Source organism: Serratia sp. SSNIH1, assembly GCF_002935055.1.
GTDB classification, from domain to species: domain Bacteria; phylum Pseudomonadota; class Gammaproteobacteria; order Enterobacterales; family Enterobacteriaceae; genus Serratia; species Serratia nevei.
This window is the reverse complement of sequence record NZ_CP026383.1, coordinates 2336500-2356551: the sequence shown is the minus strand read 5'-3', so window position 1 is coordinate 2356551 and position 20052 is coordinate 2336500. Positions and strand designations below refer to the sequence as shown.

Below are 20052 nucleotides of genomic sequence, written 5' to 3'. Positions count from 1 at the left end.
ATACGCCCGCATCGCGGTTTGGCCATCATTAGAGCAGAATGACGTCTATGCGTACTGTACTGAATATTCTTAATTTTGTGTTGGGCGGTTTCTTCACCACGCTGGGTTGGCTCATCGCCACGGTGTTCAGCGTGCTGCTGGTCATCACGCTGCCGCTCACCCGCTCCTGCTGGGAAATCACCAAGCTGTCGCTGGTGCCTTTCGGCAATGAGGCAATCCACGTCGATGAACTCTACCCGGAAAAAAGCAATGCGCTGCTCTCCGCCGGCGGTTCGCTGCTCAACATTATCTGGTTGGTGCTGTTCGGCTGGTGGCTATGCCTGTCACACATCGCCGCCGGTATCGTGCAGTGCGTTTCGATCATCGGCATTCCGGTCGGCATCGCCAATTTCAAAATTGCCGCCATCGCGCTGTGGCCGGTGGGGCGCCGCGTCGTCTCGGTAGAAATGGCTCAGCAAGCGCGTATTGAGAATGCTCGCCGCCACTATCATCAGCGTTAATTTTTTCTCCGTTTGAGGAGTTTTTCGTGCTCTCTTTTGCACCCGCAGTTCGTCGTTATACCTACAACAGCAACCTGCTGTACCACCTGCGCATCCTTATTGCGCTGATCGGCACCACCGCCGTTCCCTGGTGGCTGGGCATTCCCAAGCTGACCATCCCGCTAACGCTGGGCGTCGTGGCGGCGGCCCTGACTGATTTGGATGACCGCCTGGCCGGCAGGTTACGCAACCTGCTGATCACGCTGGTGTGCTTCTTTGTCGCCTCTGCTTCAATCGAGCTGCTGTTCCCCTACCCCTGGTTGTTCGCCCTTGGCTTAACCACGTCAACCTGCGGTTTTATCCTGCTCGGTGCCTTGGGGCAACGTTATGCCACCATCGCCTTCGGCGCGCTGCTGATCGCGGTTTATACCATGCTCGGTACCGCCATGTACGACGCCTGGTATCAGCAACCGCTGCTGTTGGTGATCGGCGCACTGTGGTACAACCTGCTGATGCTGGCGGGCCACCTGCTGTTCCCTATCCGGCCGCTGCAAGAGAACCTCGCGCGCTGCTACGATCAGTTGGCCAACTATCTGGATGCCAAAGCCAATCTGTTCGATCCCGATGCCGAGCGCGACGCCGATCTGCCCTGGATGGATGTCGCGATGGCCAACAGCGCCTTGGTCGCGTTGCTTAACCAAACCAAAGCCTCGCTGCTGACGCGCCTGAAAGGCGATCGCGGCCAGCGTGGCACCCGCCGCACCTTGCACTACTATTTTGTCGCGCAGGATATCCACGAACGCGCCAGCTCTTCCCACGTTCAGTACCACGCGCTCAGCCGGCAATTCCGCCACAGCGACATTTTGTTCCGCTTCCAGCGTTTGCTGAGCATGCAGGCGCGCGCCTGCCGCCAATTGGCACAATCGATCCTGCTGCGGCAAAAGTACCAGCACAACCCGCGCTTTGAACCGGCTTTCAGCCGCATTCAGGAGGCATTGGTGCGCATCGCCGAAACCCAGGGCAATACCGAGCAGACCAAGGCGCTGGCGCATCTGTTGAAAAACCTGCATGCGATCGATGCGCAGCTGGCCAATATCGAATCAGAGCAGACGCTGGCCAGCGGGCAAGCGGAAGAGAACAGCCTGGCCGATGACCGCTTAACCGGCTGGAGCGATATCCGGCTGCGCATCAGCCGCCATTTGACGCCCCAGTCGGCCCTGTTTCGCCACGCGATCCGCATGTCGGTGGTGCTTTGCGTGGGTTATGCCTTCATTCAATTCACCGGCATGCAGCACGGTTACTGGATCCTGTTGACCAGCCTGTTCGTCTGCCAACCGAACTACAATGCCACCCGCCGACGCCTGGCATTGCGCATCATCGGTACCCTGGCCGGTATTCTTATCGGCCTGCCAATCCTCTATTTCGTGCCTTCACTGGAAGGTCAGCTGGTGTTGATCGTCATCACCGGCGTTCTGTTCTTCGCTTTCCGCACCGTACAATATGCGCACGCGACGATGTTCATCACGCTGCTGGTGCTGTTGTGCTTTAACCTGTTGGGTGAAGGATTCGAAGTGGCAGCTCCGCGCGTTTACGATACCTTGCTGGGCTGCGCCATCGCTTGGGCGGCAGTCAGCTTTATCTGGCCGGACTGGAAGTTCCGCCAACTGCCGGCGGTGGTGGATAAAACGCTGAATGCCAACTGCCGTTATCTGGACGCCATTCTGGTGCAATACCACCAGGGTAAGGATAACGGCCTCGCCTACCGCATTGCGCGGCGAGATGCCCACAACAGCGATGCCGAGCTGGCTTCGGTCATCTCCAACATGTCCGCCGATCCCAAGGCCGACAAGGCTCTGCAGGAAGCCGCCTTTCGCCTGCTCTGCCTGAACCACACACTCCTGAGTTACATCTCGGCGTTGGGTGCGCACCGCGAGCGGCTGAATACCCCTGCCACGCTCGACCTGCTCAATGATGCCGTGTGTTACGTGGACGGCGCCCTGCATCAGGAAGAACAGAACAGCCAGCGCATTGCGCAGGCGCTGGAACAGCTGGCGGAGCGCATTCGCCAAGCCGTTCCGGAACCTGAAAGCAAAGAACAGCTGGTTTTGCAGCAGGTGGGTCTGGTGCTAGAACTTCTGCCGGAACTCACCGCGCTGCACACCCAAATCAATAAGACAGCCTAATTATTCAGGGCCTGCTCTACGGGCCCTGAATCACCGGCTCATGTCCATGGCGGCGCATCGCCATCATATGATCGAACCAGCGCACCAATTCGTTATGCAATTCAGCCGGTAATGCCGCCTGATGATAACCGGCTATCGCCCCGCCCAGCGACAACAGGACGCGCAATCCCAGATTGGTCTGTTGTTGCAGCAGGCTAAGATAGCTGCGTTTCGCGCCCTGCAACCGCAGGTCATAAGCGTTGCGGATACCCGCTCGCCACAACAGTCGCTCCATATTGACATCTATATTCGGCAGCGCCTTCAATCTGCCGTGGTCGCCGGCCTTGAGCCGCTGTTCCCGACGGGCCTCCCTGACAGCTTGCCAGGCCAGCCCCACCAATTCGTTACGTTCCCGCCACAGTGACTCGTCAACCCAGTAATAGCGCAAAGTGATGGGCACACCGCGCTTGGAATAGACCATATTAACCATGCCCCGAGCGCGAAAGGCCGGTTCCATGCTCGCTGTAGCCCGCAAATACAGCTCGCCTTCCGCTATCACTGCAAACATCACCCCCTCAGCCAACAGCCCATAGCCGCCAAACTGTGACCGCGTGGTGATGGAGCCCAGCGCCGCGAAGCAACTTTTAGCCTGCGTAATTCTTCTCGTCGACATCCTTTTCATAGCGTTCCTCCTTTTTAGGTTCCGGTCGTATTATTTCTCTCATCAATGAAAAAAGTAACGTGAACAACTAATTAGAAAAATACGCACTATCCGTCTGCATGCCAATCACAAAAAACACCGGTACAAAAAATGATCGCAATTATGCGAGCCGCTACGAAAATTTGGGTTGATCTTATCCGAAATCAGGGATACTGTATAAACATACAGTAACACGACGGGCGGGAACTTTATGCGTACTCAATCACTCTACCAACCTCATTTTAGCCATGGCTCTTTTACCGCGAACAGCGTTGCGAAGAACACAAATGTCGGCAAAGAGAATGGCTTGATCAGTGAACTTGTTTACAACGAGCGCCAGCCCGCAGTGGCTCAACTGCTGTTGCCCCTGCTGCAGCAACTGGGCAAGCAGTCTCGCTGGCTTCTGTGGCTGACGCCGCAGCAAAAGTTAAGCAAGCAATGGCTGCAGCAATCCGGCCTGCCGGTGGATAAAATGGTACAGTTGAGCCAAATCAGCCCGGTGAATACGGTTGAGGCAATGGAAAAAGCGCTGCAAACGGGGAACTACAGCGTGGTACTCGGCTGGTTGCCCGAGCTAACGGAAGAGGATCGTCTAAAATTAAGACGTGCTGCAGAATTGGGTAATGCCTACGGGTTTATCATGCGTCCTCAACGTGACATTGACCCGACTCACGGACACTGTTCCACCCTAAAAATTCACTCTTCTTTGTATCATTAAGTAAATTTAGGATTTTTCCCATCATTTTCGCACCCCGTAGAGGGAACCTTTGCGGGATAAGGCACAAAGCTAGTCCGGCCGCGGTTTGCCAAGCAAAAACGCCCGATGAATCGTCGTTTTTTTAGGCTAAGAATGTTAGCAAATATGTACGATTCCGCGTTTTTTTTTAGAGCCTTATCACATCACACTTGTAACTTTCGCGCCACGTTGTAGACTTTACATCGCCAAGGTTGCTCTATAACGTCAGAAAAACTGGCGAGTAACAAACGAGGGCTTAAACCTTGGCGAAGGAATTTAACCAAGGGCTTAAAACAGCTTTAAAGCTCATTGCCTATTTGGATGATAACGAGGCGCAAAATGAAAAAGACAGCTATCGCATTAGCAGTGGCACTGGCAGGTTTCGCTACCGTAGCGCAAGCCGCTCCAAAAGATAACACCTGGTACACCGGTGCTAAACTGGGCTGGTCCCAGTACCACGACACTGGTTTCTACGGCAACGGTTACCAGAACGGTATCGGCAACGGCCCAACCCACAAAGATCAGCTGGGTGCCGGCGCGTTCCTGGGCTACCAGGCAAACCAATACCTGGGCTTCGAACTGGGCTATGACTGGCTCGGCCGTATGCCTTACAAAGGCAGCGTGAACAACGGTGCTTTCAAAGCGCAGGGCGTTCAACTGGCTGCTAAACTGAGCTACCCAATTGCTGACGATCTGGATATCTACACTCGTCTGGGTGGTATGGTATGGCGTGCAGACTCCAAAGCTAACTACGGCCGCACTGGTCAGCGTCTGAGCGACCACGACACCGGCGTTTCTCCGCTGGCTGCTGTTGGTGTTGAATACGCACTGACCAAAAACTGGGCTACCCGCCTGGACTACCAGTTCGTAAGCAACATCGGTGACGCAGGTACCGTTGGCGCACGTCCAGACAACACCATGCTGAGCCTGGGCGTTTCTTACCGCTTCGGTCAGGATGACGTAGTTGCTCCAGTTGCTCCAGCTCCAGCTCCGGCTCCAGTTGTTGAAACCAAGCGTTTCACTCTGAAGTCTGACGTGCTGTTCAACTTCAACAAAGCAACTCTGAAGCCACAAGGTCAGCAGGCTCTGGATCAGCTGTACTCCCAGCTGAGCTCCATGGATCCTAAAGACGGTTCCGTAGTTGTTCTGGGTTACACTGACGCCGTTGGTTCTGCTCAGTACAACCAGAAACTGTCTGAAAAACGCGCACAAAGCGTTGTTGACTACCTGGTCTCCAAAGGCATCCCGTCAGACAAAATCTCTGCACGTGGCATGGGCAAAGCTGATCCAGTTACTGGCAACACCTGTGGCTACAAAGCTGGCCGCGCTACCAAAGCTCAGATCGACTGCCTGGCACCAGATCGTCGCGTAGAGATCGAAGTTAAAGGTATCAAAGACGTTGTAACTCAGCCTCAGGGCTAAGTTTACTCGCCTAATAAAAAACCCCGCATTGCGGGGTTTTTTTTCGTCCTGCTGTTATCAGAACATTCAAGACCCAGTGTAACTAAGGCGCTCTGCCCCGTTTACTTAGGTTCTTTACCGAGAATCGCCTTCAAATCTTCTTTCAACGACGACATCTGATTCGCATACTTCTCTTTGCGCTCAGCATCTTCGATAAGCTGCACAACCGTTTCCGACAGCGTGACGCCACGACGGCGCGCCAGGGCAGCCAAGCGTTGCCAAACCAAAAACTCCAGATCGATAGATTTTTTACGCGTATGCTGATGTTCTGCGTTAAAATGACGTTTGCGGCGGGCGCGGATCGTTTGCTTCATCCGGTTATCCAGCTCCGGATTCATATGAGCGGCAATCCATGCAAGTACCTTTACCGGCTCATTTTCCAGCTTCAGCAGCTCGTTAACCGCCTCCTGAGCAGCGCTGTTTTCAATGTAGCGGGTAATAAGTTCCCCTTCCCGGTGCTTCTTCACCAGGTACTTCCATTTCCAACCGCTCTCCAGATTTTCCAGTTGCTGATATTTCATCTTGAGCTCTTCAGTGACCGCGTAACTTCAAATAAGCATAACAGCTTTGCGCCGAATTTCCCCGGCAATTAAGCCGTCATTTAGAATGTTTTTTGCACAGTCATCGCGCGATGTCAAACTCCCTGATGCCAACTGGCACTCCACATGTATCAAGCCGCCGTTATTCTTGTATAATCCCCCTTTCCCTTTTTAACGATTGCATCTAACACTTTGACCAATAACCGACTTGAATGGCAATCTTTATTGCCGGACGTAACGCCTTATCAGGCGATATTTGATACCGCCGCTCAGTTGGCACCCGTGCCCTTTTCCGCCATTCAGCCTCGGCTGGAAAATGCCCTGACGCTATTTTGCCACCCTCAGTCGCCACCGCGTTTCATGCTGTTGAAAGCGCAAGAAACGCGAGAGTACCTGGAACTGATTGCTAACGCCGTCAAACCGTTGCTGACGAAAGACGCGACATACCGCGGCAGCCACTACGTCATTCAGGATGGCAAGGTCAGCGTAGAACCGGCCAGCCGTGGCGATGAACCTTTCGCCGCCGGCGGTGCTTGCGTGTTTCAGGAATGGATTGAACCCGAGCAGCTGTTTGGCTGCGTACGGATCCACCATGGCGACATTACCCTGCAGCCAGGTCTGGTGCACCAGGCCAACGGCGGCGTCCTGATCCTGTCGGCCAGGGCGCTGCTGGCCCAGCCGTTGCTATGGCTGCGGCTGAAGCAAATGATCGGCCAGCGCCAGTTCCATTGGGTTTCGCCTGACGAAACCCGCCCACTGCCGGTAACCATTCCGCCGATGCCGCTGGATCTGCGGCTGATTGTGGTCGGCGACCGCCACGGCCTGGCCGATTTCCACGATATCGAGCCGGAACTGAGTGAACAAGCCGTCTATGGCGAATACGAAGACGATCTGCAACTGACTGAAGTTGATGATATGGCGCAGTGGTGCGGCTACGTCAACGGCGTGATTGCCGATCGGCAGTTGCCGATGTTAGCGGCCGACGCCTGGCCGCCGCTGATCGTCCAGGCTGTGCGTTACACCGGCGATCAGGGCATCCTGCCACTCTCGCCGGTTTGGCTTGGCCAGCAGCTGTCCGAGGCCGCACTGTATGCCGAAGAGGAGCGCATTACCGCCAAAGCGTTTGAGGCGGCGTTGAATGCCCGCGAATGGCGTGAAAGCTATCTGGCCGAGCGTATGCAGGATGAGATTGAGCTGGGTCAGATCCTGATTGAGACCGAGGGTGAAGTGATCGGGCAGATCAACGGCCTGTCAGTCCTGGATTATCCCGGCCATCCGCGCAGCTTCGGCGAGCCCTCGCGCATCAGTTGCGTCGTGCATCTTGGCGACGGCGAGTTTACCGACGTCGAGCGCAAAGCCGAGCTGGGCGGCAACCTGCATGCTAAAGGCATGATGATCATGCAGGCGTTCCTTATCGCCGAACTGGATTTGGATCAGCAGTTGCCCTTCTCCGCTTCCATCGTCTTTGAACAATCTTACGGTGAAGTGGATGGCGACAGCGCTTCGCTCGCCGAGCTGTGCGCCTTGGTCAGCGCTCTGTCGCAGCAACCAATCACACAGCAGCTCGCCGTCACCGGCTCCGTCGACCAATTCGGCAACGTACAGCCGATAGGCGGCGTTAACGAAAAGGTCGAAGGTTTCTTCGAAGTTTGTTTACGCCGCGGCCTGACGGGCAAACAGGGCGTGGTATTGCCCGTGACCAACGTGCGCCACCTCTGCCTGCGTCAAGATGTCGTCGACGCGGTACGCGAGGGGCAATTCCATCTGTGGGCGGTAGAGAGCGCGGCGGAAGCCTTGCCTTTGCTTACAGGTTGCCTCTACTCTGATGAACAACAGCCGAATTTGTTGGCGGCCATTCAGGAACGGATTGCGCAGGTGAGCCTGCAGGAACGCCGTCGTCCATGGCCGCTGCGCTGGCTCAACTGGTTCAACCACGGCTGATCGGACTTGTTCAGCGTACACGTGTTAGCTAACCTGCGTCCTTCATTAAAATAAGGCTTACTGAGAACATGGTAGATAAACGCGATTCCTATACGAAAGAAGACCTCGAAGCATCCGGCCGTGGCGAGCTGTTCGGCGCCGGTGGCCCACCGTTGCCGGCAGGTAACATGTTGATGATGGACCGCGTGGTCAAACTGAGCGAAGACGGCGGGACTCACAACAAAGGTTATGTGGAAGCGGAGCTGGATATTAATCCGGACCTATGGTTCTTCGGTTGCCACTTTATCGGCGATCCGGTCATGCCCGGTTGCCTGGGCCTGGATGCCATGTGGCAGTTGGTCGGTTTCTACCTCGGTTGGCTGGGCGGCGAAGGCAAAGGCCGCGCGCTGGGCGTCGGTGAAGTCAAGTTCACCGGCCAGGTGCTGCCAACCGCCAAGAAGGTGACTTACCGCATTAACTTCAAGCGCGTTATCACCCGCAAGCTGATCATGGGCGTCGCCGATGGCGAAGTGCTGGTTGACGGCGAAGTGATCTATACCGCCACCGATCTGAAAGTGGGCCTGTTCAAGGATACCGCAGCGTTCTAATCACGCTGACGAGAAGGCGGCCACCGCCTTCTTTTCCAACGATCGCGCATGCCGTCACGTCTATCGTGGCGGCATTTCTTTTATCCCTCAATGCCTTGCACCGCCTCCGCCCTCCATTTAAGGATCTCCTGTTTACCCGCCACCAGAGCGCCTAAAGCGTGCCTCGTCTATACGAATCACGCTTTCTTGCTCCTCGTCAGGCCAGCGCGAAGCAATAACCCCGCTGAGAGCGCCCTGGGTGATGCCACCTCAGAGGCCACAAACAAAAACCTCCGCCAAGGGCGGAGGTTATTCCTTTTATTTGACAGGGAGCCGCTTAAGCGGTCACAGCCCTGTCTTCCATGGCTTCTCGCCAACCTCCCAGCCATTGAGACCGGGCGTCCACTGATGATTGGTAGGGACAATGTTCCCTGGAACGCCCTAAAATACCTGCCTGATACCCTCTCGAATGCGCCCTTTCCAGACGATCGCGTTTCTGTCTCTTCATGCCTCGTTTCCCTCATTTTGGTCTGGTGGAAAGAAAACAATGGCTGCTTTTTGCGCAGCCACGAGTAATCAATAGCGCTAAAAGAAGAGAAGATCAATGCGCAAAATTCACGCCAATGTCATATTTGTGAGCTACGCCCGAGGAAAGTGCTAAGTGGCTGATCTGCCGGGGAAGGGTTTAACCGTTTGAAATAAAAAAAGAATCCCTGCCAGGGAGGAAAAAAGACTTTCCAAGCTGACAGGGATTAGACAATTTTAGACCAAATTATGACTAAATGCCGCCCATCTGTGCTGCGATAGCCTGAGCTTCCTGCTGCCAGCCCTGCGCCAGCGTGCGCACCAGGGCATCATAGCCGTCCTCACCCTGTTTCAACTCCAGGCTGAAAGGCCGTTTGATCAAGCGCCCCTGGCGGTTCAGCACCCACTCGCCGCGAACGATCGCCTTGCCGTCAAAGCGGCCATGGAAACCGCTGATGGTCACGTTCAGCACATCCTGATCGCTGCTCATCGGCTGCGAAGAAACCACCCAGCCCGGCAGCGCGCTGCTCAGGTTGGTGACCAGCGTTTGCTGCAGCTGCTGGTCAAGCGGGCTGGCCCACAGGTTGTTCTGGGCTATCACATACTGTACGTCGTTGGTCTGATACACCACACCGCTCTGCGCCAGATAATCCGCCACGCTCACGTGCTCCAGCCACAGCTGGCGCGTGGAAGCGCCGCTGCTGCCGGCCGCGGCCGGCACCCCCAGCGCCGGCAACTGATAGTAGGTCTTCTGTGGCGAACTGCTGCAGGCGCTGAGCAACAGCGCCAGGGCTACCGGGATCCATTTCATCATTTCGTGGCCTTCTTCGGCTGAGGGTCAGTGCTGCCGGCGGCTTCAAACACCAGCGCGTTGCTCTTCTCATTCAGGGTGCGCAGCACCGGTTGCAGCTCACGCAACACCTGGTCGAGGCGCTGCATATCGCCCACCATCTTGTTGTAAGCCGGTGAACCTGGCTGGAACCCTTTCATGCTGCGGTTCAGCTCCAGCAGCGTTTTCTGCATGTCCTGCGGCAGCGCCTGCATCTCTTTGCTGGCGATGATGTCGTTCAGCGACTTCATGGTCTGCTGCGTCGACTTCATGGTTTTCTGACTTTCCGCCAGCGTCTTGGTCGCTTCGTTGATCATCGGATTGATCGGCATCGCGTTGATCTTGTCCAGCGTCTGCATCAGTTTCTGCTGGATCTGCGCCAGCCCGCCGCTGGTGGTCGGCATCAGCGGATAACCGAACAGCTCGCGCGGCCCTTTCCACGGTTTCTCCTGCGGATAGAAGTCGAGATCGATATACAGCGAACCGGTCAGCAGGTTGGCGGACTTCATCGAGGCGCGCATGCCGCGCGATTCCGCGTCTTTTAGGTGCGCCTCTATATCGACGTTGTCCCCCAGCTGTTTATGAAGCCGATCGGGCTCAATGCGGATCAACACCGGAATGCGGTAGTCGTTATCCAGGCGCTGCGCCATGCCGTCTTTATAGAACGGCACCTGCGCTACCGTGCCCAGGCGGATGCCGCGGAACTCGACCGGGGCGCCCGGCTGCAGGCCGCGTACCGAATCGGAGAAGAACAGCAGGTAATTCTTATGCACGGTATACAGCGAATCCTGCGTGCTGCGCTGGTTGTCGAACAGCCGGTACTCTGCCTTCTCTTTCGCCGGTTCACCACGATCCCAGCCGTCCGGCACGTCGAAGCTGACGCCGCCGCTGAACAGCGTGGTCAACGAGCCCATCTCCACCCGCATGCCCTGCGCCGACATGTCGAACGCCACGCCGCTGTCTTTCCAGAAGCGTACGTTGGTGGTGACCAGCTGGTCGTAAGGCGCGGTGATGAACAGCTGATAGCGCATGGCGCGTTCTTTAGGATCGAAGTAGCTGGTTTCCACCGACCCGACGCGATAGCCGCGGAACAGCACCGGGTCGCCGGCGTTGAGCTGGCCCGATTTCTCGCTGTCCAGCACGATGCGCAGCCCCTTGGCGTCCGGGGAGGCGAGCGGCGGCGCATCGAGCAGCTGATAGTTGTCTTTGCCGTCTTTGCCCTTGCTGCCCGGCTGCAGTTCGATATAGGCGCCGGACAGCAGCGTGCCCAGCCCGGAAACGCCTTCACGGCCGATCTGCGGCTTCACCACCCAGAAGGCGGAGTCCTGACGCAGCAGTTTCTCCATGCCGGCATTGAGACGCGCCTGCACCATCACCTTGCTCAGATCATCGCTCAGCGTGACGGTTTCCACCACGCCGACGTCCACGCTACGGCTTTTGATTTTGGTTTTACCCGCTTCCAGCCCTTCCGCCGTCGTGGTGACCAGCGTCACCACCGGCCCCTGATGGCTGAAGTGGTAAAACAGGATCCAGGCGCCGATCAGCGCGGTCACGATGGGAATGATCCACACCGGCGACCAGCGTTTGATCTTCTCAACGTCTGCGACGCTATGATTATTTTCCGTCACCTTGCGGCTCCTTGTTGATTGTTTCACTTGCGCGATCCCAGGTCAGCCGGGGATCAAATGTCATGGCGGCGAACATGGTGAGGATCACCACCAGCGCGAACAGCACGGCGCCCGTCGCAGGATAAATGCTCATCAACTGCCCCATTCGCACCAGCGCCGACAATACGGCGATCACAAACACGTCGATCATTGACCAGCGGCCAACGAACTCGACCACTTCATAAATCAGGTGCATCCGCTCGCTGTCGGCACGCGGCTTCTTCCTGCCGTTGGCATCCCAGCATAACCAGCCGATCGCCAGCATTTTCAGCGACGGCACCATGATACTGGCGATGAAAATCACCATCGCCACCGGATAAGAGCCGCTCCCCCACAGCAGGACCACCCCCGCCATGATGGTGGAATTCATCTTGTTGCCCAGCGCCTCGGTCACCATGATCGGCATCAGGTTGGCCGGGATATACAGCATGATGGAGGTCACCAGCAGCGCCAGCGTCCACTGCAGGCTGTGGCGGCGGCGCACGTAGCCGTTGGTGTGGCAGCGCGGGCAGCGCACCTGATTGGCCGGCAGGATCGCCGTGCAGCAGGCGCAGGAGCGCACGCCCTGGCGCATGCCGGTGCGCCCCACCGTCAGCGGGCGATCGAGACGCGGTGCCGGTTCGATGTCCTGCCACAGCCAGCGCCGATCCACGCACTGGAAGGCGCGCACCTGCAGCAGGCAAAACAGGCAGTAAGGCACGAAGCTGCTGCCGATGCCGATATCGCCGTAGGCCATCAGCTTGACGAAGCTGACCAGCACCCCGGCGAGGAAAATTTCCACCATGCACCAGGTTTTGAACTGGAACAGCACCCGGGCCATCCACTCTTTGAGCCCCAGCGGCAAGCGCACTTTGGCGCACAGCAGAACGATCGCCACCATGCAAAACGCCGGGATCAGCTGCACGAACACCATAAACAAGGTGGCCATGCTGGCGTAGTCTTCCGCCACCATGACCTCCGGAATTTGAATCAGCCGGATTTCGTTGCCGAGGCCGGCGACGCGCATGTTGATAAACGGGAAAATGTTGGCCAGCACCAGCATGAACAAGGCGCTGAGCGCGTAACCGATCGGCCGCTTGCGCGGTTCGTCCCAGCGGGTGCTGAGCGTGGTTTTGCAGCGCGGGCATACCGCTTTGCTGCCATAGGCCAGCGGCGGCAGCGCCACCAGCATGTCGCACTGCGGGCACAGCATCAGGTTATCCTGGTGCTCCGCCGAAGGTACGGAATGGCTATGCTGCTGATGATTGTTGTGGGAACACACCATATTCCTCCTCAATAACGTTGCTCACCGGCACGTCGATACCACCCGCAGCAGCGCGCGGGCGGTATCGCAACGGTCAGCCGTTTTTCATCGCTTCCAGCTCTTCCCAACGGGCGAAGGCCTGCTCGAGCGCCTGCTCGGCGTTAGCCAGCGCCGTCAGCACTTCTTGCGTTTCGCTGTGCGGCCGCGTGAAGAAGTCGGCATCGCTCATCTGCGCCTGCAGCGCTTCGATTTCCACCTCCAGCTGTTCGAGCCGCTGCGGCAACTGTTCCAGTTCGCGCAGCAGGTTGTAACTCAGCTTGGCCGCCGCTTTCTTCGGCTGTTCGGTCTTTTTCTCCGCCGCCGGTTTGCTCGCGCTCGGCGCCGCCTGGCGAATCGGTTTCGCCGTGGCGCGCTGATGATGCGCATCGTAGTAACCGCCGACGAAGGCGTTGATCACGCCGTTGCCTTCAAAGATCCAGCACTCGGTCACCGAGTTGTCGACGAACTGGCGATCGTGGCTGACCAGCAGCACGGTGCCCTGATAGCCGTCGATCAACTCTTCCAGCAGCTCCAGCGTTTCGACGTCGAGATCGTTGGTTGGTTCATCGAGGATCAGCAGATTGCTCGGTTTCAGAAACAGCTTAGCTAACAGCAGGCGGTTACGCTCACCGCCCGAAAGTGCCTTCACCGGCGTCATCGCGCGTTTCGGGTGGAACAGGAAGTCCTGCAGGTAGCCCAAGACGTGACGAGGACGGCCGTTGACCATCACTTCCTGCTTGCCTTCCGCCAGGTTGTCCATCACCGTGCGCTCCGGATCGAGATCCGCGCGGTGCTGGTCGAAATAGGCCACTTCCAGCTTGGTGCCGCAGTGCACGCGGCCGCTGTCGGCTTTCAGCTGACCGAGCATCAGTTTCAGCAGCGTGGTTTTGCCACAGCCGTTCGGCCCCACCAACGCAATCTTATCGCCGCGCTGTACCTGGGCGGAGAAACCGCGCACCAGCACTTTTTCGCCGACCTGATAGTTGACGTCTTCCAGCTCGAACACGATTTTGCCGGAGCGAGTCGCCTCTTCCACCTGCATCTTGGCGGTGCCCATCACTTCGCGGCGCTGGGAACGCTCGACGCGCAGCGCCTTCAGCGCGCGCACGCGCCCCTCGTTACGGGTACGGCGCGCTTTGATGCCCTGACGGATCCAGACCTCTTCCTGCGCCAGCTTGCGATCGAACTCGGCGTTTTGCAGCTCTTCCACCCGCAGCGCTTCTTCTTTGCTCTGCAGATACAGATCGTAGTTGCCCGGCCAGGAAACCAGCTTGCCGCGATCCAGATCGACGATGCGCGTCGCCATGTTGCGGATAAACGAACGGTCGTGCGAGATGAAGACGATGCTGCCGTCAAACTCTTTCAGGAAACCCTCCAGCCAGTCGATGGTTTCGATATCCAGGTGGTTGGTCGGTTCGTCGAGCAGCAGCACGCGCGGCGAGCTCACCAGCGCGCGCCCCAGAGCCGCTTTGCGCAGCCAGCCGCCGGACAGCGAGGAAAGCTCGGCGTCGCCGTTCAGCCCCAGCTGCAGCAGCACTTCGCTGATGCGGCTGTCAAGTTGCCAGAGCCCCTGGTGGTCGAGGATCTCCATGATTTGCGCCATGCGCGCCAGGTTTTTCTCGCTCGGATCGCTCTCCACCAGGTGAGAAATCGCATGATACGCCTTCAGGTGTTCCGCCTGCTCCGCGACGCCTTCGGCCACGAAGTCGAACACGCTGCCGCCGATATTACGCGGCGGATCCTGTTGCAGGCGTGCCACGATCAGATCCTGTTCGTAGACCACCCGGCCGTCGTCCAGCGGGATCTCTTTGCCGAGGATCTTCAGCAGCGTGGACTTACCGGCGCCGTTGCGCCCGACCAGACACACGCGCTCGTTGTCTTCGATATGAATTTCGGTGTTGTCTAAAAGCGGCGCATCGCTGAAAGAGAGCCAGGCGCCGGACATGCTGATTAACGACATAGTAATTATTTTCCTTCGCCGGCGTGAGTCACCAGCCAGCAGTTGTGGATCTGACGGTTACGAGCAAAGTCCTGCGACAGCGTCTTGGCGGTGATCTCTTTCGCCTCCAGGCCCAGCGCGCTCAGCCCTGCCATATCCATTTGGAAACCGCGCTTGTTGTTCGAGAACATGATGGTTCCGTTACGGCGCAGCAACCGTTTCAAATCTTTCATCAGCGCCAGATGATCGCGCTGCACGTCAAAAGTGTTCTCCATCCGCTTGGAGTTGGAGAACGTCGGCGGATCGATGAAGATCACGTCAAACTGTTCGTTGGCGTTGCTCAGCCACGACAGGCAGTCGGCCTGGATCAACCGATGCTGACGGCCGGTCAGGCCGTTGGCTCGCAGGTTCTTCTCCGCCCATTCCAGATAGGTACGCGACATGTCCACCGTGGTGGTGCTGCGTGCGCCGCCCAGCCCGGCGTGCACGCTGGCGGTGCCGGTATAGGCGAACAGGTTCAGGAAGTCCTTGCCGTTGCTCATCTCGCCCAGCATGCGGCGCGCGATACGGTGATCGAGGAACAGGCCGGTATCGAGATAGTCGGTCAGGTTGACCCACAGCTTGGCGTTATACTCTTCCACCAGCAGGAACTCGCCTTTCTGCGCCAGTTTCTCGTACTGGTTCTTGCCCTTCTGCCGCTCGCGGGTTTTCAGGATCAGCTGATTCGACGGCAATTCCAGCACCGCCAGCGTCGCGTTGATCACATCGAACAGGCGCTGACGCGCTTTCTGCGCATCGACGGTTTTCGGCGGCGCATACTCCTGCACCACCACCTTGCTACCGTAGCGGTCCACCGCGACGTTGTATTCTGGCAGATCGGCATCGTACAGGCGGTAGCATTCAATGCCCTGCTGTTTCGCCCACTTGTCGAGCTTCTTCAAGTTCTTGCGCAGACGGTTGGCGAAATCTTCCGCCACCTGCACGCCGCCGGTAGTGGCTCCGGCTGGGTTCGCCGCCAGCTGATAGTTTTTCTGCACGCACTCCAGCGGACCGTTTTTCGCCTTGAACTGGCGCTCGGCGCGCAGCTGTAGGCAGCTCAACAGCTCCGGCGAGGCGCTGAACAGCGAAAGCTGCCAGCCGCCAAAGGCGCTTTTCATCACGCGGCCCAGCATGTTGTGCAGCGCGATCAGCGCCGGTTCGCTTTCCAGACGCTCACCGTACGGCGGGTTGCTGATCACGGTGCCGTGCGGACCTTCCGGCAGCGGATTGGTCAACCGCGCCACGTCGCCGACGTTGAAGGTGATCAGCTCGGCGACGCCGGCACGGCGGGCGTTGCCGCGCGCCATTTCAATCACCCGGCGATCGATATCAGAGCCGAAGAAGCGAGAGGCGGTTTCCTGCAGGCCGCGGCGTGCGCGCACCTGCGCTTCGGTGGTGACTTCACGCCACAGTTCGGCGTTGTGGCCGTTCCAGGCGCTGAAGCCCCAGTGTTGGCGGTGCAGGCCCGGCGCGCGATCGGCGGCGATCATTGCCGCTTCGATCAAGAGCGTGCCGGAGCCGCACATCGGATCGAGCATCGGCGTGCCCGGCTGCCAGCCGGAACGCAGCACGATGGCGGCCGCCAGGTTTTCCTTCAGCGGCGCCTGGCCGGTGAGATCGCGGTAACCGCGCTGATGCAGGCCTTCACCGCTCAGATCGAGCGCCACGCTGGCCAGATCGCGCTGCAGGAAGACGTTAACGCGAATATCCGGCTGCTGCTTGGCGACCGTCGGGCGTTGGTCAAGTTTGCGGGTAAAGCTGTCGACGATGGCGTCTTTCACCTTCAGCGCGCCATACTGGCTGTTGCGGATCTCTTCGTTCACGCCGCTGAAATGCACGGCAAAGGTTTTATCCACGCCAAAAATGCTCGGCCAGTCGATCGCCTGCACCCCGAGGTACAGATCCAGATCGCTGTGCACGCGGAATTCGTTCAGCGGCAACAGAATGCGCGAAGCCAGGCGGCTCCACAGCAGGCTTTGGTACAGAAGACGATCGTCACCCTGAAAATGTACCCCACCCTGCACCACTTTGCAGTCGTGAGCGCCAAGCGCTTCCAGCTCGCTTTTTAACAGTTCTTCCAATCCACGCGCCGTGCTGGCAAACAAAGAGTTCATATCGTGCTTATCACCAAAAAGAAAATTGTTGCGCATTATAGCTAATCCGCACCGCTTGTCATAAAGTTGCTCCCTTCTATTTAATAATCGCACGGAGATAAGGGTGATCACGCTTTCCAGACTCTACGTCCATCCGGTTAAATCACTGCGCGGTCTGCAGCTTTCTTACGCCCAGGTCGGCAGCAGCGGTCTGGCCTTCGACCGCAACTTTATGATCACCGAACCGGATGGCACCTTTATTACCGCGCGCCAATACCCGCAGATGGTGCTGTTCACGCCGGCGCTGCTGCCGGACGGGCTATTCCTGACCGCGCCGGACGGCGAAAGCGCCGCCATTCGCTTCAGCGACTTCGCCGCCGCGCCGCAGCCGACCGAGGTGTGGGGCAACCATTTCACCGCGCTGATCGCGCCGGATGAGATCAACCGCTGGCTGAGCGGCTATTTCCAGCGTGACGTGCAGCTGCGCTGGCTGGGGCCGGAGTTGACCCGCCGAGTGAAGAAGCACCCCGAGATCCCGCTGACGTTTGCCGACGGCTATCCTTATCTGCTGATTAACCAGGCTTCGTTCAACGATCTGCAGCAGCGTTGCCCCGGCAGCATCAAGCTGGAACAGTTCCGCCCCAACCTGGTGGTGAGTGGCGCGACCGCCTGGGCCGAGGACGGCTGGCAGGTGATCCGCGTCGGCGACGTCATGTTCGATCTGGTGAAACCCTGCAGCCGCTGCGTGCTCACCACCGTCAGCACCGAGCGTGGCCGCAAGCACCCGAGCGGCGAACCGCTGAGCACGCTGCAAAAATTCCGTTCCGCCGACAACGGCGACATCGATTTCGGCCAGAACATGATCGCGCGCAACAGCGGCATTATTCGCGTGGGCGATACGGTGGAAGTGCTGTCGACCAAACCGCCGCGCCCTTATGGCGCAGGCAAAGTGGTGGAGAGCGTGCAAGCGCCGCAAGACAGCGAGCACAGCGTCACTATCGAATACGAAGGAAAGGTGTTTACCGGCAATAACCAGCAGATCTTGCTCGAGCAGCTGGAACAGCAAGGCATCCGCGTACCTTACTCCTGCCGCGCCGGGATTTGCGGCAGTTGCCGCATTACGTTGCTGAGCGGTGAAGTCGCGCCCCTGAAGAAAAGCGCGCTGGGCGACAACGGCACCATCCTGTGCTGCAGCTGCATCCCGAAAAGTGATTTGACCCTGGCGTAATCCGCCTTATACCGCCCTGTCGTAAGCCGGGGCGGCGCTTTCATCCTGCGCGCAGGGTTTCAACCGATCGTGCATCACCTTGATGGCATCGCCCAATACCATGGTGCGGCCGGCGACCGTCAGCTGGTTTTGCGCCAGCAGACACAGGCTGGCGTTATCCCCGGCCTCTACCACCAGCAGGCGCGCTTCCGCGCCGCTTTCCATCACTTTCACCGCCGCCAGCTCGCCGTTTTTCGGCTGCAACGGGTAATGCTGCTGCGAAAAATGCCAGCTCTTCGGCATCAGCGGTTTCAGGAAGCGGTAGGCGACCAGCGCATTCAACACCAGCTCGGCGCGCTGCTCATGGCTGAGCTTGACCTGTTTGCACTGTTCTTCATAGGTGAAATAAAGGGCGGCGTCATCCACGCAAAAAGCGCATTCATCGAAGGCGTCCGGCGTTAACATTTTGGCCGGGAAACGTGAACGAAAGATCATACCATTAGCTAAATCCAGCATTAGCCGATCGTGTTCGGCATCAAAATACCAACGCCAATTATCGTCAGGTTTTATCTTCATTTCGTATCCTTCTCGCTGCCTATGCCAACGCCGCACTCACCCTAAAAGGCGATTTTATCACCGATAAAATAGCTTAAACATCGGATAATTCCGCGAACGATATTTATGCTAACGAACAAAATATAGACGAGCCGGGGGCAGAAATAAACCCCCGGAATAAAATGAGAGGAAAAATATTAGATATGGGTAACGATATCTTTAATCAAACGCGGGCCGTGATAGATAAATCCGGAATAAATTTGCAGCAGGCTCGCGCCGGCCTCCATTTTTTCGCGCGCCGCCGTCAGCGAATCGATGCCGCCCACGCCGATAATCGGCAAGCGCCCTTGCAGTTCGGTGGAGAGACGACGGATCACTTCGGTGCTGCGTGATTGCAACGGACGCCCACTTAACCCGCCCGCTTGTTCGCAGTAATTCAGCCCCTGGATCAATTTTCGATCCAACGTGGTATTGGTGGCGATCACGCCATCGATATTATGCCGCACCAGGCTATCGGCAATTTGGATCAATTCTTCTTCTGAAAGATCCGGCGCGATCTTTACCGCCACCGGCACATATTTGTGATGGCGCGCATGTAATTCCTGCTGCTTATTTTTAATCGCCGCCAAAAGATCGTCCAGCGCTTCACCATACTGTAAGGATCGTAACCCCGGCGTATTCGGTGACGAGATGTTAATCGCGATATAACCGGCATACGGATAAACTTTATCCATGCAGATCAAATAATCGTCTTTACCCTGTTCGACCGGGGTATCTTTATTCTTGCCGATATTGATCCCAAGAATGCCGCCGAAATGGGATTTCTTAACGTTTTCAACCAGATTGTCCACGCCATGGTTATTGAACCCCATGCGGTTGATCAGGCCTTCCGCCTCAACCACGCGGAACAAGCGCGGCTTGTCGTTGCCCGGTTGCGGGCGCGGCGTCACGGTGCCGACTTCCACATGGCCGAAGCCCATCGCGCCGAACGCATCGATGCACTCGCCGTTTTTATCCAGACCGGCGGCCAATCCCAGCGGGTTTTTAAACGACAGCCCCATGCAGCTGACCGGTTTGGTCGGCACGGACTGACGGACAAGAAACGCTAATGGGGTGCCGGTAATACGGCTGAGCTGACGAAAGGTCACTTCGTGCGCACGTTCCGGATCGAGCTGGAACAACGCTTTCCTGATGAGGGGGTAGTACATGGACTCTCCTGATTTCCCGGTTGCAAACCGGGGGCATATTATCCGGCATCCCCCGCCCAATTGGAATTGATTAAAGGCAAAAAAAGCGGTTTTTACGCAACCGTTTTCCCGCTTCGCCGCCAAA

General features: G+C 57.6%; 17 protein-coding genes. 7 read left to right on the top strand and 10 right to left on the bottom strand.

The annotated features are described in order from the left end of the window. The first annotated feature begins 47 nt into the window (after nucleotides 1-47). Together C3F38_RS11270 and yccS are read left to right on the top strand one after the other, a co-directional pair. Complete coding sequence (locus tag C3F38_RS11270; protein ID WP_004928120.1) at nucleotides 48-500, top strand: YccF domain-containing protein; 453 nt, start codon at nucleotides 48-50, stop codon at nucleotides 498-500. Between the two features lie 26 nt (nucleotides 501-526). After that, a complete protein-coding gene (gene yccS, locus C3F38_RS11265) occupies nucleotides 527-2662 on the top strand; it encodes a YccS family putative transporter (protein ID WP_055317074.1) in 2136 nt (711 codons plus the stop codon). A gap of 16 nt (nucleotides 2663-2678) precedes the next feature. On the opposite strand, the gene C3F38_RS11260 is transcribed toward yccS, so the two are convergent. After that, complete coding sequence (locus C3F38_RS11260; RefSeq protein WP_055312436.1) at nucleotides 2679-3323, bottom strand: TfoX/Sxy family DNA transformation protein; 645 nt, start codon at nucleotides 3321-3323, stop codon at nucleotides 2679-2681. Nucleotides 3324-3552: 229 nt separating this feature from the next. Here C3F38_RS11260 and sulA point away from each other — a divergent pair, with 229 nt between their 5' ends. Both sulA and ompA read left to right on the top strand, forming a co-directional pair. Beyond that, entirely contained in the window at nucleotides 3553-4059 is a 507-nt protein-coding gene (gene sulA / locus C3F38_RS11255) for an SOS-induced cell division inhibitor SulA (protein WP_047727899.1), read from the top strand. 357 nt (nucleotides 4060-4416) lie between these two features. After that, nucleotides 4417-5499: a porin OmpA gene (ompA, locus tag C3F38_RS11250; RefSeq protein ID WP_038875614.1), complete on the top strand. Its 1083-nt coding sequence runs from the start codon at nucleotides 4417-4419 to the stop codon at nucleotides 5497-5499. A gap of 101 nt (nucleotides 5500-5600) precedes the next feature. On the opposite strand, the gene matP is transcribed toward ompA, so the two are convergent. Further along, on the bottom strand, nucleotides 5601-6059 hold the full coding sequence (gene matP, locus C3F38_RS11245; protein ID WP_019454505.1) for a macrodomain Ter protein MatP: 459 nt from the start codon (nucleotides 6057-6059) through the stop codon (nucleotides 5601-5603). A 210-nt stretch (nucleotides 6060-6269) separates the two neighbouring features. On the opposite strand from matP, the gene C3F38_RS11240 reads away from it, so the two are divergent. Beyond that, complete coding sequence (locus C3F38_RS11240; protein ID WP_055317073.1) at nucleotides 6270-8018, top strand: Lon protease family protein; 1749 nt, start codon at nucleotides 6270-6272, stop codon at nucleotides 8016-8018. Nucleotides 8019-8086: 68 nt separating this feature from the next. Further along, nucleotides 8087-8605 (top strand): bifunctional 3-hydroxydecanoyl-ACP dehydratase/trans-2-decenoyl-ACP isomerase, encoded by a 519-nt coding sequence (gene fabA, locus C3F38_RS11235; protein ID WP_038875228.1) that lies wholly within the window; start codon nucleotides 8087-8089, stop codon nucleotides 8603-8605. A 316-nt stretch (nucleotides 8606-8921) separates the two neighbouring features. Here the strand turns inward: fabA and rmf are convergent, their stop codons facing one another. The 6 genes from rmf to rlmKL all read right to left on the bottom strand — a co-directional run bounded on the left by rmf (nucleotide 8922) and on the right by rlmKL (nucleotide 16979). Beyond that, a complete protein-coding gene (rmf, locus tag C3F38_RS11230; protein WP_004928150.1) occupies nucleotides 8922-9092 on the bottom strand; it encodes a ribosome modulation factor in 171 nt (56 codons plus the stop codon). Between the two features lie 270 nt (nucleotides 9093-9362). Then, the gene (gene pqiC / locus C3F38_RS11225; protein ID WP_055317072.1) at nucleotides 9363-9923 is read right to left on the bottom strand and encodes a membrane integrity-associated transporter subunit PqiC; all 561 of its coding nucleotides are present in this window, start codon (nucleotides 9921-9923) and stop codon (nucleotides 9363-9365) included. Then, a complete protein-coding gene (pqiB, locus tag C3F38_RS11220; RefSeq protein ID WP_048232766.1) occupies nucleotides 9920-11566 on the bottom strand; it encodes an intermembrane transport protein PqiB in 1647 nt (548 codons plus the stop codon). The genes pqiC and pqiB overlap by 4 nt, the downstream gene beginning before the upstream one ends. Further along, nucleotides 11553-12869: a membrane integrity-associated transporter subunit PqiA gene (gene pqiA / locus C3F38_RS11215; protein WP_071845268.1), complete on the bottom strand. Its 1317-nt coding sequence runs from the start codon at nucleotides 12867-12869 to the stop codon at nucleotides 11553-11555. The genes pqiB and pqiA overlap by 14 nt, the downstream gene beginning before the upstream one ends. A 73-nt stretch (nucleotides 12870-12942) precedes the next feature. After that, the gene (locus tag C3F38_RS11210; protein WP_055316263.1) at nucleotides 12943-14847 is read right to left on the bottom strand and encodes an ABC transporter ATP-binding protein; all 1905 of its coding nucleotides are present in this window, start codon (nucleotides 14845-14847) and stop codon (nucleotides 12943-12945) included. Nucleotides 14848-14852: 5 nt separating this feature from the next. Then, a complete protein-coding gene (gene rlmKL / locus C3F38_RS11205) occupies nucleotides 14853-16979 on the bottom strand; it encodes a bifunctional 23S rRNA (guanine(2069)-N(7))-methyltransferase RlmK/23S rRNA (guanine(2445)-N(2))-methyltransferase RlmL (RefSeq protein WP_094966301.1) in 2127 nt (708 codons plus the stop codon). 103 nt (nucleotides 16980-17082) lie between these two features. Here rlmKL and C3F38_RS11200 point away from each other — a divergent pair, with 103 nt between their 5' ends. Next, nucleotides 17083-18186, top strand: coding sequence for a YcbX family protein (locus C3F38_RS11200; RefSeq protein WP_038874255.1), 1104 nt, complete (start codon nucleotides 17083-17085; stop codon nucleotides 18184-18186). A gap of 6 nt (nucleotides 18187-18192) precedes the next feature. On the opposite strand, the gene C3F38_RS11195 is transcribed toward C3F38_RS11200, so the two are convergent. Then, the gene (locus C3F38_RS11195; protein ID WP_004928171.1) at nucleotides 18193-18741 is read right to left on the bottom strand and encodes a cell division protein ZapC; all 549 of its coding nucleotides are present in this window, start codon (nucleotides 18739-18741) and stop codon (nucleotides 18193-18195) included. Nucleotides 18742-18917: 176 nt separating this feature from the next. Next, on the bottom strand, nucleotides 18918-19928 hold the full coding sequence (gene pyrD, locus C3F38_RS11190; RefSeq protein ID WP_019454516.1) for a quinone-dependent dihydroorotate dehydrogenase: 1011 nt from the start codon (nucleotides 19926-19928) through the stop codon (nucleotides 18918-18920). Nucleotides 19929-20052 lie beyond the last annotated feature (124 nt).